This is a genomic window from Imperialibacter sp. (genome assembly GCF_040222385.1).
Lineage (GTDB): Bacteria > Bacteroidota > Bacteroidia > Cytophagales > Cyclobacteriaceae > Imperialibacter.
In genome coordinates, this window is the sequence record NZ_JAVKDF010000002.1 from 22,311 (window position 1) to 36,699 (window position 14,389).

The 14,389-nt window shown below is 45.9% G+C and carries 14 protein-coding genes; 9 read left to right on the forward strand and 5 right to left on the reverse strand.

All coding sequences use genetic code 11. The annotated features are described in order from the left end of the window. Positions 1-18 precede the first annotated feature (18 nt). Complete coding sequence (locus RIG68_RS00115) at positions 19-381, reverse strand: hypothetical protein (protein ID WP_350117586.1); 363 nt, start codon at positions 379-381, stop codon at positions 19-21. 140 nt (positions 382-521) lie between these two features. On the opposite strand from RIG68_RS00115, the gene RIG68_RS00120 reads away from it, so the two are divergent. From RIG68_RS00120 to RIG68_RS00130, 3 genes are read left to right on the forward strand one after another with little or no spacing between them, the layout of a single operon-like run. Further along, positions 522-854: a tRNA-binding protein gene (locus tag RIG68_RS00120; protein WP_350117588.1), complete on the forward strand. Its 333-nt coding sequence runs from the start codon at positions 522-524 to the stop codon at positions 852-854. Continuing rightward, complete coding sequence (locus tag RIG68_RS00125; RefSeq protein ID WP_350117590.1) at positions 854-1,714, forward strand: GNAT family N-acetyltransferase; 861 nt, start codon at positions 854-856, stop codon at positions 1,712-1,714. Before RIG68_RS00120 ends, RIG68_RS00125 begins: the two co-directional genes overlap by 1 nt. Beyond that, positions 1,690-4,167, forward strand: a complete 2,478-nt coding sequence (locus RIG68_RS00130) for a bifunctional UDP-N-acetylmuramoyl-tripeptide:D-alanyl-D-alanine ligase/alanine racemase (RefSeq protein ID WP_350117592.1) — start codon at positions 1,690-1,692, stop codon at positions 4,165-4,167. Before RIG68_RS00125 ends, RIG68_RS00130 begins: the two co-directional genes overlap by 25 nt. A 3-nt stretch (positions 4,168-4,170) precedes the next feature. On the opposite strand, the gene RIG68_RS00135 is transcribed toward RIG68_RS00130, so the two are convergent. Further along, the gene (locus tag RIG68_RS00135; protein WP_350117594.1) at positions 4,171-4,335 is read right to left on the reverse strand and encodes a hypothetical protein; all 165 of its coding nucleotides are present in this window, start codon (positions 4,333-4,335) and stop codon (positions 4,171-4,173) included. 84 nt (positions 4,336-4,419) lie between these two features. Between RIG68_RS00135 and RIG68_RS00140 the strand changes: the two genes are divergently transcribed. The 5 genes from RIG68_RS00140 to purE are packed head-to-tail and all read left to right on the forward strand — an operon-like array spanning position 4,420 to position 10,254. After that, positions 4,420-4,638: a FeoA family protein gene (locus tag RIG68_RS00140; RefSeq protein ID WP_151997687.1), complete on the forward strand. Its 219-nt coding sequence runs from the start codon at positions 4,420-4,422 to the stop codon at positions 4,636-4,638. Between the two features lie 3 nt (positions 4,639-4,641). Further along, on the forward strand, positions 4,642-6,759 hold the full coding sequence (feoB, locus tag RIG68_RS00145) for a ferrous iron transport protein B (RefSeq protein ID WP_350117596.1): 2,118 nt from the start codon (positions 4,642-4,644) through the stop codon (positions 6,757-6,759). Between the two features lie 15 nt (positions 6,760-6,774). Beyond that, the gene (locus RIG68_RS00150; protein WP_350117597.1) at positions 6,775-8,565 is read left to right on the forward strand and encodes a MutS-related protein; all 1,791 of its coding nucleotides are present in this window, start codon (positions 6,775-6,777) and stop codon (positions 8,563-8,565) included. A 17-nt stretch (positions 8,566-8,582) separates the two neighbouring features. After that, positions 8,583-9,716, forward strand: coding sequence for a 5-(carboxyamino)imidazole ribonucleotide synthase (locus RIG68_RS00155; RefSeq protein ID WP_350117599.1), 1,134 nt, complete (start codon positions 8,583-8,585; stop codon positions 9,714-9,716). Between the two features lies 1 nt (position 9,717). Then, positions 9,718-10,254: a 5-(carboxyamino)imidazole ribonucleotide mutase gene (gene purE, locus RIG68_RS00160; RefSeq protein ID WP_350117601.1), complete on the forward strand. Its 537-nt coding sequence runs from the start codon at positions 9,718-9,720 to the stop codon at positions 10,252-10,254. A 14-nt stretch (positions 10,255-10,268) separates the two neighbouring features. Here the strand turns inward: purE and RIG68_RS00165 are convergent, their stop codons facing one another. Then, entirely contained in the window at positions 10,269-11,246 is a 978-nt protein-coding gene (locus RIG68_RS00165) for a TerC family protein (protein WP_151997692.1), read from the reverse strand. Between the two features lie 382 nt (positions 11,247-11,628). Between RIG68_RS00165 and RIG68_RS00170 the strand changes: the two genes are divergently transcribed. Beyond that, positions 11,629-11,796 carry a hypothetical protein gene (locus tag RIG68_RS00170; RefSeq protein WP_226940402.1) on the forward strand — a complete coding sequence of 56 codons (168 nt, stop codon included), beginning with the start codon at positions 11,629-11,631 and terminating at the stop codon, positions 11,794-11,796. Position 11,797: 1 nt separating this feature from the next. On the opposite strand, the gene RIG68_RS00175 is transcribed toward RIG68_RS00170, so the two are convergent. After that, on the reverse strand, positions 11,798-12,220 hold the full coding sequence (locus RIG68_RS00175; RefSeq protein WP_151997694.1) for a Fur family transcriptional regulator: 423 nt from the start codon (positions 12,218-12,220) through the stop codon (positions 11,798-11,800). 88 nt (positions 12,221-12,308) lie between these two features. Next, entirely contained in the window at positions 12,309-14,111 is a 1,803-nt protein-coding gene (locus RIG68_RS00180) for an ABC transporter ATP-binding protein (RefSeq protein WP_350117603.1), read from the reverse strand. Positions 14,112-14,389: the final 278 nt, after the last annotated feature.

Below are 14,389 nucleotides of genomic sequence, written 5' to 3' on the forward strand. Positions count from 1 at the left end.
GAAAAGCCCTTTATATTTTTAGTCTGTAGTTCTCGATTCCTGAGAAAACTCTTCTTCCGATTCTGAGTACTTAAACTTGTACACCAGATAGAATATGAAGTTATAAGAAAGCACCGAAGACGAATCAGCTTTGTTACTCAAACCTGGCACAATTTCACGGCTCTTCTGACTTGAAGCAGTATAGTTAACAGCCTTTGGCTTTTCCTTTACCACAGCAGCCTCTGCAGCTTTCTTGTCCTTATCTTCCTGATCGCACTGCTCCTTATTGTCTTTTGATTTGTCTTCGCTCCCATCCTCTATAGATGCTGACGCCAAAGAAGGAAGCAGGCAGATACAGCCTGCAAGTAGTAGTAATCTGAAAATATTCTTGGTATAAATCATATGTGCTTTAGACCTGAAAGGGAAACCAAGATACTAAAATTTTGTTTAAGATTCCTAATGCGTGCATCTAACATTTACCTTTCATCCCTTAATATTAGATTTAACATATTTTTTTTGACTTTCGTATAATTTACTAAACCATGATTGACTGGAGTGACTTTAAAAAGGTAGACATAAGAGTTGGAACCATTGTGGAAGTGTTGCCATTTCCGAAGGCACGAAACCCCTCGTACATTCTTAAAATCGACCTTGGCGCAGAGATAGGTGTGAAACAATCCAGCGCTCAAATCACAACGCTCTATACTCCGGAAGATTTGGTTGGGAAACAGATTGTGTGTGTTGCCAACTTCCCTCCCAAGCAAATAGCGAATTTTATGTCTGAAGTACTTGTTACCGGGTTTGCTAACGAATCGGGTGATATTGTACTTTGCACTCCCGAACTAAAAGTGCCCAATGGCGCAATGTTGCATTAATGAGTCAATACGAAATTCGCCCGCTCCAGCACAATGACCTGAGACAAATGCACAGGTCGTTTTTGGAAGCGTTCTCTGAATATCCCGTCCCTATGCAGCTTAGCTATTCTCTTTTTAAAAAGAGGATGCTTGGCAAGCTCAATATCAGATTTGACCTCTCGTTTGGGGCGTTTTCAGGCGAGAAGCTGGTCGGCTTTATATTTCACAGCCTGAACGAATACAAAGGCATTACCAGTATCTACAATGGCGGAACAGGAGTGATTCCCGGGCACAGAGGCAACCGCCTGACCCGACAATTGTATCAGGCGTTTCAGGAAAAAGCTAGCACGCAGGCAAAAAGATGTGTGCTCGAGGTAATTACTGTCAATGAAGTCGCTATCAAAGTTTATGAAGAGATCGGTTTCCGAAAAGTGGGCTTTTACAATTGCTACAAGCTTAATAAGATCCTTGAGCTTTCTAATCTAAACCAAGAGGAGTTTCTGATTGCCTGTGGCTCCCTCAGCAGGAAAGATTTGTACCAGCAACTGGACAGCGTGGAAACTTCGTTTTCTGACACGTTCGATCAGTTGGCATACAATGCAGCCTCCGAGACCTGCGTGGAGTGCCGTAGTGGCGGCAGGGTGGTTGGTTACATCATTTTTCAGGCTCAATCCGGAAGGATCACACGCATGGCTGTTGATGCCAGCTTAAGAAGAAAGGGCATTGGCACACGACTAGTTTATGAAGCATATATTCAAAGTGGAAAGAAGAACCTGACTGCGATTAACATCCCTGAAGCAGCAAAAGACATTGCAGGTTTTTTGCTGAACGTGGGGTTCGAAAACCAGGTAGATCAATGGGAAATGGAGTTGACGCTATGAGGAGAAACATACTATTTTCCGACCTGCCAAAGCATTGTAAAGGCAAAATCAGCGGTGCTGATACCCCCTCAGCAATCCTGTCGCTGTCACTCGACTCACGCAAAGTATTTTCCGGTGAGGGGGCTGTTTATTTTGCTATTAAAGGGCCAAACCACGATGGCCACTCTTTTCTCCGGGAGGCATATCAAAAAGGCTGGAGACTGTTTGTGGTGGAGTCTCTGCCAAAGGACACCGAGCGTTTTGAAAACGCCTCTTTCTTTCTCACAAGCGACTCCCTGCAAACATTGCAGGAGCTGGTAGCTGCCCACAGAAGGCAGTTCAGCCTGCCTATAGTAGCTATCACCGGAAGCAACGGAAAAACCATTGTGAAAGAGTACCTGTATCAGCTACTGGCCAGCAGTGTTTCCGTTGTCAAAAGCCCAAAAAGCTGGAATTCGCAAGTTGGAGTGCCGTTGTCGGTATGGCCGCTGGCCGAGCACCACGAAGCCGGAATTTTCGAGGCAGGTATCTCACAACCATGTGAAATGGCTCGCCTTAAAAATATTATCCAGCCTACCATTGGCATCATCAGCAACATTGGACCAGCTCACGACGCACTTTTCACATCCCGGGAGCAAAAGCTTGCTGAAAAAATGAAGCTTTTTGAGGGCTGCGAAAAGTTAGTCTATTGCACAGACCATTTGGCTATAGACAGGTTTCTGTCGGGCAATGTATTGGCGGGAGTAGCCCGAATAGGCTGGGGGCAGGGAAAGGGTGCAAAGTATACCGTCAGTGTAGTTGGAAGCAAATTGAAGCTAGCATGGGAAATGGGCATGGTGGAGATTGACCTGCCTTTTACAGATGACAAATCGGTTGAAAACCTTTGTCATGCCGTGGTAGCTGCACTCGAAATGGGAGTTAACCCGAGCTCCCTTGCCCGGCAGGTATCAGTGCTGTCCGCCATCCCTATGCGGCTGTCGCTGAAGGAAGGGGTGTTTGGTAGCAGGCTGGTTGACGACTCCTACAGCAACGATTTTCAGGGGCTGGAAGCAGCACTCGACCTCTCCATCAGCCATAGCCAGACCAAGCCCATCACTGTTGTTCTTTCCGACATACTCCAGGCCGGTGAAGATGAAAAAGAGCTATACCAACATGTGAACGACCTGCTGGGGAGCAAGGGCGTATCAAAATTAGTTGCCATTGGCCCGACTATCTCCGCCAATAGGGATGCTTTCAGGATGGCCTGTGAGACTTATGTATCCACAGAAGTGTTCCTGGAGCAGATAAAAGAAAAACAATTCGCTGGGCAAACAGTACTGATTAAAGGAGCACGCAGTTTCCGGTTTGAAGAGATTGTGAAGAAGCTACAAGCGAAAGTGCACAGAACTGTGCTGGAGGTAAATCTGGAAGCGCTGCAGCACAATTTTCAGTTTTACAAAAGTATTCTTGAGCCAGGAGTTAAAACCATGGTGATGCTGAAAGCATTCGCCTACGGAAGCGGAAGCGGTGAAATCGGACGAACGCTTCAATACCTGAAGGCCGACTATGTGGCTGTCGCTTACCCCGACGAAGGTGTTTTACTACGTGAACAGGGCGTTCATCTTCCGGTGATGGTCATGAATGCGCCGGAAGAAAGCTTTGATAAACTGCCTGCATATGCTCTGGAACCGGAAATTTTTTCGCTCTCCCAATTGCAAAACTATGGCGAGTGGTCATTGGGCAAGAGTGGAGCTCCCCTTATTCATATTAAAGTGGATACTGGCATGCACAGGCTCGGCTTCGTTGCCAGTGAAATAGAGGCTGTTGTGAAGCTGCTTAATCGATATCCAAACATCAAAGTAGCCTCTGTTTTTTCTCATCTGGCTGGCTCCGAAAGTAGCGCCTTTGACGACTTCACTCATGTTCAGGCCAGGACCTTTCTTGATTGCTACGAACAGTTGTCCCAACACCTTGGCTACAAACCCATCCGCCATCTGGTGAACACAGCAGGTATCAGCCGATTCAAATCGTATCAGTTTGATATGGTAAGAGTAGGCATTGGCCTGCATGGCATCGAGTCCACGGAAGAAGAGCAAGGCAAGCTCACCGTGGTGGCAACTCTTAAGACTGTGGTGTCTCAGGTACGGCGGCTAACAGCCGGACAAACTATTGGCTACAGCAGGGCTGGCAAAACCGATAAAGACACCGATGTTGCTACCATTGCTATTGGCTACGCTGACGGTTATTCCAGGGCATTGGGAAATGGCAGTGGGAAGGTGCTGATTAACGGACAACTGCTGCCCACCATTGGCAGCGTTTGCATGGACATGACGATGGTGGACGTAACGGGTGTTGACGTGCGGGAGGGCGACGAGGTAGTAGTGTTTGGTGAGCACCCATCTGCAAATCAGGTTGCGGAATGGGCAAACACGATTCCCTATGAAATCCTTACTTGCGTGTCTGAGCGGGTAAAGAGAGAATATCTGAGCTTTTAAGGCCTAGCCACACCCCAGGTTCTTCTTAAAATCCCTTTCTGGAATGCCGCCAAACTTATTCCCTTCCTCCGCTTCCTGATTTTTATCAGGCCTGACAGAAGTCAGCTCTTTTGGCCTCTCATTTTCCTTATTTCGGCCTTCGGATTTCGCTTTTCTTCGTTTTTTCATGAGAAATTGAATGAATGACAAGAATCAGGTTTGAAAACCGAAACAAATTTAGCAATTTTGAACTAATCTAAATAAGAATAGAGGATGAGAACAGTAGCTGATATGCGTCCGGGAGAAAGGGGAACTGTTACAGGATTTTCTGATCAGGAGCTTTCCATAAAGTTATTAGAGATGGGTGTTTTGCCTGGTACGGAAGTTATTATGAAGATTATTGCCCCCTTTGGTGATCCGGTTTGCATAGAAGTATCTGGCTATAACCTATCCATGAGAAAGAACGAGGCATCGACGATTTCACTCCTCTAAAGAATGCCCGATTCACATAAAGTTAAAGTTGCGCTCGTAGGAAATCCCAATGCGGGTAAATCTTCTCTATTCAACTACCTCACCGGCCTCAATCAAAAAATTGGCAATTTCCCGGGAGTTACTGTGGATAAAAGGACTGGTCAGGCGCAATTGCCCAATGGCCAGGTAATTGATTTGCTTGATTTGCCAGGCACCTATAGTATCTATCCTCGTTCGATGGATGAGCAGGTGGTGGTCGATACGCTCCTTAATGAAAATGCGGCCGACTACCCTGATGTCGTCATAGTCATTGTCGATGCCTCCAACCTTAAAAGAAACCTTTTACTTTTTACTGAAGTTCACGACCTCGGCATTCCGGTCATTCTCGCCCTCAACATGATGGACGTGGCCAGCCAGAAAGGGCTGGACATTAACGCCACCGCTCTAAGCAGGGTGCTTGAGGTTCCGGTTATTTCAATCAACGCCAGAACGGGCGCCGGGCTCGACAGACTGAAAAATGCGCTAACCATTCCTCTTGGACCGGTTACCCCGCCACTTTACGACGTGCTGGCATTAGCTCCCGAGGCAATAGCGGAAACAAAAAAACAACTGGAGCTGGATCACAACTACAAGGCATACCAATACCTGATCAACTCCCCCACTTTACCCAGCCTTAACGGTGACGGCGAATCGATTGCCAAACACATTATTCAGAAGCACGACCTTGAGGTTAGAGTTATTCAGGCTCATGAAACGCTTGAGCGCTACTCAATGATTGATGGTATTCTTGCCAAGGTGCTCAGCAGAAAGCCTACCCAGGAACAACGTCAGTTTTCAAACAAGCTCGACAGAGTTTTGACACACAAGTTGTGGGGCTACCTTATCTTCTTTCTGGTACTGTTTCTCATGTTTCAGTCGATTTTCGCCTGGGCTGAACCGATGATGGATTTTATTGACTTGACCTTTTCTGCGCTGTCAGATTTTGTAGGGTCTGTTCTGCCTGACGGCATTCTCAATCGACTAATCACCGAAGGCATCTTGCCGGGCATCGGTGGCATTGTTGTCTTCATTCCCCAAATTGCTTTCCTTTTTGCCTTCATCGCTATCCTCGAAGAATCAGGCTATATGGCAAGAGCTGTTTTTCTCATGGATAAGATTATGAGAAAGTTTGGTCTGAATGGAAAAAGTGTGGTTCCCTTGATTTCCGGAGTTGCCTGTGCTATTCCAGCAGTAATGGCTACCCGAAACATCGACAACTGGAAAGACAGGATAGTAACCATCATGGTAACGCCCCTGATGAGCTGCTCCGCAAGGTTGCCGGTGTACACCATATTGATTGCCCTTGTGGTGCCTTCTACCTCAGTTCTCGGGTTCTTCAGTCTGCAGGGAGTGGCCCTGATGGGGATGTACCTGCTTGGCTTTATCGCCGCTTTGCTTTCCGCATATGTGATGAAGCTCATTATGAAAATGAAAGAACGCAGCTTCTTTCTTATGGAGCTTCCGATTTACAGAATGCCGAGATGGAAAAATGTGGGTATCACCATCGTTGAAAAAGTAAAGACCTTTGTCTTCGAGGCGGGGAAGGTGATTTTGGCAATTTCCATCGTACTTTGGGTACTTGCATCCTATGGGCCGGGCGACGCTCTCACCAACGCCGAAGAAACCGTAAAAAAAGAGAGCACTCATCTGAATCTTTCGGAAGAGGAGATGAATGACAGAGTTGCCTCCTATAAGCTTGAGCACAGCTATGCTGGGTACCTGGGCAAGGTCACCGAGCCGGTCATCGCCCCGCTGGGCTACGACTGGAAAATTGGCATTGCCCTTATTACCTCGTTTGCAGCCAGAGAAGTTTTCGTAGGAACAATAGCCACCATATATAGCGTAGGCTCGGCAGGAGAAGACAATACAACCATTCGGCAAAGACTGGAAAAAGAAAAAAATCCAAAGACCGGCGGGCCCATGTTTACCCCGGCTGTTGCCTTCTCGCTACTAGTGTTTTATGCATTCGCCATGCAATGCATGAGCACCATTGCTATCGTGTACAGGGAAACCAAAGGCTGGAAATGGCCTGCCATTCAATTAATTTATATGTCTGCGTTGGCCTATTTGTCCGCTTTGGCCGTATACAATTTGTTGTCGTAGGAACAAATCGCAGAAATGGACGAAAAAGAAGCATTTTTTAAAGCTCGTATTACCACATTTGAGCGCCAAACATCAGAAGTTGCTAACAAGCTCAGAGAGTGGTCTGCCTATAGAATTGGGGTTTTTATAGTATCAACAATTGCCGTGGTTTATTTCGCCAATGCGAGAATGGCATGGCCAATTTTTTTAACGCTGGCTGGCTTTTTTGTGATTTTTGGCTCCCTGGTAAATTTATATAATAAAACGAAAAAGAAGCTTTCGTTTCTTAAGTCGATGCTGGCAGTCAATCAAGATGAAGTCAGAAGGCAACAGCTCGACATCAAGCACCTTTCGGATGGCAAGGAATTCCTCAGCGAACATCACCCATACGTAGCCGATCTGGACATTTTCGGGCGGCATTCCATTTTTCAGCTCGTCAACCGGGGATCTACTCCATCAGGAACGGCCACCCTTGCCTCATGGCTAAGCTTCCCCGCAAAGGCCGATGTTGTAAGCTCAAGACAGCAGGCTGTTCGTGAACTTGAAAGCCAAATCGAATGGAAGCAGGCATTTGAGGCCTTTGGGAGGATGAATCTCCCGGATAAGTCAAAGCCCATCGTCCCACTGGAAAGGCTTTTATCAAAGCCGGCTCCCATTTCTAAAAACTTCAAAATCTGGGCGGCCGTTTCAATGGCGATTTCCCTTATCATTTACGGGCTGACCATTTCGTCGGTATTGATTTGGCAGTGGGTATTTCTAGCGGCCATTTTCAACAGCTTCTTTCTTGTTGCATTGATGAAAGCAATGAACGAGGAATACCAAAAAATGCAGGGTCTGGCAAAACAGCTTTCTATCTATGTCGACTTATTTAACAGCATTGAAACCGGCAAGTTTGAGAACGCTTTACTTTGTGAACATCAATCCGTTTTGACGAGCTCAGGCCAGTCTGCATCAGTAGCCTTCAAAAAACTGCACGACGTGGTAAATCGGTTCGACAGCCGGATCAACATGCTCTATCAAATTCTCAACTCATTTCTTCTGCTTGACTTTTGGCTTATCACACTGGCGCAGAAATGGTTTGACGAAAACATTGATCACGTCGGCGGATGGATGGAAGCTCTGGGTGAAATGGAAGCTATTAGTAGCCTGGCAGGGTTTGCCTTTGCCAACCCGGCTTATGTCTACCCCGAAACATCTAGTTGGGATTTTGACCTGAAAGCCAGTCAGCTGGGCCACCCATTGATTCCAGCGAAGAAGCGAGTTGTAAATGATTTTGTGCTTGATGGCAAGGGATTGATATTGATTACAGGATCCAATATGTCAGGAAAGAGCACCTTCCTGCGAACAGTGGGAGTGAACTCGGTGCTGGCGTTGGCCGGGGCCCCGGTTTGCGCCAGCGGCATGACCATCTCCTATATGGAGCTCTTTACCAGCATGCGCACCCACGATGACCTATCGGAAAGTGTGTCGTCTTTTTACGCCGAACTAAAAAGGCTTAGGCAGCTTTTGGATCTACTGGAAACTGGTGCTCCTGTTCTTTACATGCTGGACGAAGTGTTGAAAGGCACCAATTCAGAGGACAGGCATATTGGCACGAAGGCACTCGTAAGGCAGCTGCTCAGAGAAAAGGCGGCAGGCTTTATTTCTACTCATGACCTCACTTTAAGCGAGCTTGGTAATACCGACCCTCTTGTCAGCAACTTCAGCTTTAACAGCCTGGTGAAGGGCGATGAGCTGCTATTCGACTACAAGCTAACTGAGGGGCCCTGCAAAAGCTTCAACGCCTCTCAACTGATGAAGAATATAGGAATAAAAATAATTCCCTAATTTCGCTGCATCAAACCATGGCAACAGTAAACAGAAAAATTGGCATTCTAGGTGGTGGCCAGCTCGGGCGCATGCTCATACAGTCCGGTATCGATTTTAACATCCCTTTCAAAGTAATCGACCCAGACCTCACTGCTCCCTGCAAAGCGCTTGTAGACGAATTTGTTAGTGGCAATCTCAAAGACTTCGACACAGTCTATCAATTTGGCAAAGACTGTGATGTTATCACAATAGAGATTGAGCATGTGAACACGCAGGCTCTCAGAAAGCTAGAAGAAGAGGGTAAGAAGGTTTTCCCACAGCCGCATATTATTGAATTGATACAGGACAAGCGACTTCAAAAACAGTTCTATCAAAAAGAAGGCATTCCTACCGCTGAATTTGTGCTGACTGAAAATGCGGCCGATGTAGCCACTCATGCTGATTTCCTGCCGGCAGTAAACAAGCTTGGAAGAGAAGGCTATGATGGGCGTGGTGTGCAGGTAATCAGGTCGGAAAAAGACCTGACCAAAGCATTTGACCAACCGGGGCTTTTGGAAAAACTGATAGATTTTGAAAAAGAGCTTTCTGTAATAGTTGCCCGAAATGAGCAGGGTGAAATCAAAACTTTCCCGGTAGTGGAATTGGTTTATCATCCCGAGGCGAACCTAGTTGAGTTTCTTTTTTCTCCAGCCCAGATTTCAAGCGAAGTGGAACAGAAGGCCAGGGCTCTTGCTGAAAAAGTGATCACCAAACTTGGGATGGTTGGGCTGCTCGCCGTGGAGATGTTTCTTACCAAAGACGGCGAGATTCTCGTTAATGAAGTGGCCCCCCGGCCTCATAACAGCGGACACCAGACGATAGAGGCAAACATTACCTCACAATATGAGCAACACCTGAGATCCATATTAGGATGGCCCCTGGGGAGCACCAGGGCCCACACTCCTGCAGCGATGGTCAATTTACTAGGAGAAGAAGGCTTTCAGGGAGGGGCGGTTTATGAAGGTTTGGAGGAAGTTTTGCAAAAAGAGGGAGTACATCCTCACCTTTATGGCAAAAGGCTAACAAAGCCTTTCAGAAAAATGGGGCACGTGACTATTGTCAGTGAAAAGACTGAAGACCTGAAGGCCCTGGCTTATTGGGTAAAACATAAACTGAAAATAAAGGCATAAAATGGCTGAAGATAAAAAACCAATAGTAGGTGTGATCATGGGTAGCCAGTCGGATCTCACTGTGATGCAGGAGGCTGCAGAAATACTGGAAGAGCTTGGCGTTCCCTGCGAAGTAACCATTGTCTCAGCACATCGCACCCCACACAGAATGATTTCCTACGCTGAAGAAGCCCGCAAACGAGGCCTGAAAGTAATTATAGCCGGTGCGGGCGGCGCAGCGCACTTACCCGGCATGGTCGCCTCCATCACCACCTTGCCGGTGATTGGGGTGCCGGTTAAATCCAGGAACTCTATTGACGGCTGGGACTCCATCCTTTCCATACTGCAAATGCCCGGTGGTATTCCTGTCGCTACTGTAGCACTGGACGGCGCCAAAAACGCAGGCATTCTTGCAGCTGAGATCGTTTCTACGTTTGATGACAAGGTTGCCGACGCCTTGCAGGCCTACAAAGACAAGCTCAAGTCGACAGTAGAGGAAAGCGCCACCAAGCTCGAAAGCCACGGGTGGAAGTCCGCACAAATAGGTTTCAAAAAATAGCTCAGATAGAACTTCTAATTGTTTACCAATTCAGGTTTTTTAGGGAAGATTAGGGAGAGTATGATAGATCCAATCAACACCACCAAAATCATACTGAATGACCATATCACGGGGACATGAATACTGAAAATGTCCACCAGCATCTTCGCTCCAATGAATATGAGGATGATCGCCAGGCCTTTTTGAAGCAGATAAAACTTATCAAGCACGTTAGACAGTAGGAAGAACATCGCCCTTAGGCCCATCACGGCAAAGATATTGGATGTGTAGATGATGAATGGGTTCTGAGTAATGGCAAAAGCCGCAGGAATAGAATCTACAGCAAAAATAAGATCCGTAGATTCTATTAGAATAATGACCAGAAAAAGCGGCGTAAATATAAGCTTACCTTGTTTGAAGATGACAAACCTGCCGCCCATGTCTCCTTTTGAGATGGGAAAGAACTTTCTGGCAAGTTGAATGAGGGGATTCTTCTCTGGCTCAATTTCCATGTCCTCATCATCCTTGAATATTTTAAGTCCAGAATAGACAAGAAAGACCCCGAAGACGTACAGAATCCAATGTGCTTTGCTAATCAAAAGCGCCCCGACGAAAATGAATATTGCCCGAAAAATAATGGCACCCAATATCCCCCAAAAAAGAATACCATGATAGTATTCATCCTTCACTTTGAAGTAGCGAAGGATAAGAAGAATAACAAATATGTTATCAATACTCAGTGCTTTCTCTGTGAGATATGCCGAGTAAAATTCCAGCATACTTTCATAGGGCGTAACGCCAGGCACAGGATTTTCATAGTAGAAATAGATGACCCCACCGAAAATAATAGAAACAACAACCCAAAAGAGCGACTGCTGAAGCGCATCCTTTTGGCTAATCTTTCCTGGTTTTTTGTGAAAGACACCTAAATCAAGAATTAAAAAAATGGTGATTACAATACCGAAAATGCCGTACAAGAGGTTTTCACTGTTGGCTAGCAGTTGATCAAGCATAAACAAAAGGCGTTAGGACACAGGTCAAAAAAGGCATTGTAAACAAAATAATAGCTGCGGTTTTTTTCAAACGACCGGCAAATTAAACAAGAATTAGGCAATATAAAAAACGATGCTAGGAGTCACAAGAGTGGATTATATTGGAAATGTACAATTTAAAGGCCCCACAAAATACGTATAAATATCAGTAGGGTAGCTGACCTTATCGGAAATCCTATTTGAAGCAAACGAAATTGTTTGAATTAACTCATTTAATTTGATAATACTACGGTTTTTTTGTAAAATCATTGTATAAAAGAGCTGTATGCTAGGTGGTTATACTTTAGATCTTATCCTTGTTGGGATTGCCTATCTGATACTCGTGTATCTGATGGTCACTCTTATGAAGAAGAGAAATAAAGATGTCGGCGGCCATGACGACGACGACGACGGAGGTATCACTGTCAAGGGGCCTCCGGAAATTGATCTTCCCCCTGGCGTTTGCCTGCCAGACGGCAACCCAAGACTAGTGCTTATTGACGAAGAAGAGCGGGAAGAAATGCCTGTTTGAGTTATTGCTGACAGTCCTTACAGTAGCCCGTCACCAGCATGCTTACATCCATCAAAACATACCCTGCCGGTAGTTTTATTCCTGGAATGTCTGATTCGTCGAGGCAAGTTGTGAGCCCACATCGGATGCATTTAAAGTGAACATGCTCATGCTTATGTAAGTCTTCGGAGCAGTCGGCATTGCACAAAGCATATTTCTGAGCTCCATTATCATCAAGCACTTTATGAATCAAGCCCTTGTCCACAAAGGTCTTTAGTGTTCGGTACACAGTCACCCTGTCGTAATGTTCGCTTACCCTGTCCTCAATATCGGCGTGGGACAAGGCAAAATCGTGCTCATAGAATATAGCAAGTATATCCGTTCTGCATTGCGTGTTTCGCAGCCGGTGTTCTTTTAGTGTTTCTTTTAAAACTATTTCTGACATTCCTGTAAGCTACCGGGGGGATGTTGTACAGTAATTTTTGAACAATATACAAAGCTCCTGACTAGACTGAAAATGGTTTTCACTATCATTAGGACACTTCGAGTTGCAGCTTAACAAGCTGACTGTATTTACCTTCCTCGTCAGTGGTCAGTTCGTCGTGAGTCCCTTCCTCAGTAATCTGCCCGTCGCCTATCACATAAATCCGATCCACCTTTCTAATCGTAGCCAATCGGTGGGCAATGATGATCGTTGTGCGATCCTTCATGAGTTTCTCCAGGGCATCCTGCACCAGTCGTTCTGACTCCGCATCCAGCGAGCTGGTGGCTTCGTCAAGTATTAGAATCGAAGGGTTTTTCAAAATAGCCCTTGCGATAGCAATCCGCTGACGCTGGCCCCCGCTTAGCTTTATGCCCCGTTCGCCGACAATGGTATCAAATTGCTCGGGAAAGCTCAAAATAAAGTCCAGGGCGTTGGCCTGACGAGCCGCTTCTACCACCTCGTCTTCTGTAGCGTCGGGTTTACCGTAGCGAATATTCTCTAAAATAGTGCCGCCGAAAAGAATCACTTCCTGAGGCACAATACCGATGTGCTTCCGCAAAGCTGAAATAGAATACGATTGGTTATCCTTTCCATCAATCAATATTTTTCCTGTATCTGGCTGATAAAACCTCATCAGCAGCTGAATGATTGTTGACTTACCAGCGCCACTTTGACCTACCAGCGCCACCTTACTACCATGAGGCACGTGGAAGCTTATGCTCTTGAGCACTGGCATTTCTTTACGGGTAGGATAACTAAAGGTCACATTTTCGTAGGCGATCTCACCTTCTATGCTGATAGATTCCTGCTCGACGCTCTCAACTTCCTCAGTTTCCTCAAGAATTTCCAGAATCCGCTCCGACGCACCAATTGCTTTCTGTATCTGACCAAACAGATCACCGAGGCCAGCAATTGACCCACCAATGAAAGTGGTGTAGAGCACAAATGAAAGCAGATCACCAACCGTCAGCTCTCCGTTTTGTACGAGCGTGGCACCATACCACATCACGCCCACGATGCCCCCGAACAATGCAAAAATCACAAAAGAGATAAAGCCTGCACGGTAGGTAGCGGTCTTTAAGGCTACCTTAACTACAGCCGACATTGAGGCACGGTAACGTTTTATCTCATACTGTTCATTGGTAAAAGCCTTTACCGTGTGGACAGACTGGAGCGTCTCCTCAGCCACTACGCTGGCATTAGCCAGAGCGTCCTGGGTTTTTTTCGACATTTTCCGGATAAACCTGCCGAAAAACATCGCTGCCAGAATCAACACCGGGAATGTGGCCAGCATAAAAACGCTCAGCGACGGCATCGTGTAAAAAATCAGCCCAAGGCCAATGATCAAGATTGATGTTTGACGAATCAGCTCGGCGAGCGTTACAGTAAACGTGTCCTGAATCATGGTCACATCCGAAGTGATTCTACTGATCAACTCTCCTGTTCTCTTGCTGTCGTAAAAGGTAATGGGCAGCCTGATAAGCTTTTGATAAAGATGGGTTCTTATATCTGCGACTGTGCGCTCAGACACGGTTGCGAAGAAATACACCCGAAAAAATGAGACAATGCTTTGCACCAGCAAAATCCCAATGAGTGCCAGGGCTATCGACGTGATGTCATTCAGCAACCAGGATCCCTTGCCGGAGGCAACATCTATGAGCTTGCCAGCCACATAAGGAAACGACAGCAGTATGCCACTTGTAAAAAGCAATAAAACCAAGCCGACTATGAATCCAGCCTTATAGGGCAAAATAAATCTGAAAACACCTAAAAGCTTTTTGAAATTATCTTTATTGAGGGGACGCTTCTCTTCTTTTTCAAGTGTGGAGAACCGTGAGTTACTTCTTGCCATCAGCTACTTATGTCAAACAATATTCAAAACTTTAAGTAATACATTGGGTACTAACAAACAGTTTTGTTCGGTACAAAGTTAAGAACCTAATCCCCGAATCGGGAGAGAAATCGAATGACAATTTCGACGGCCTGACGGAAATCATCAACGGCTCTTATAAAATTCATTGTAATTATCAGAAATATGACAAATATTCATGTCTGGATATTACTCAGTTTGCCTAACCAATTCGGAGACAAGCTATTCTTGAGCTAAATATCTTTTTAAGTCAAAAGTGC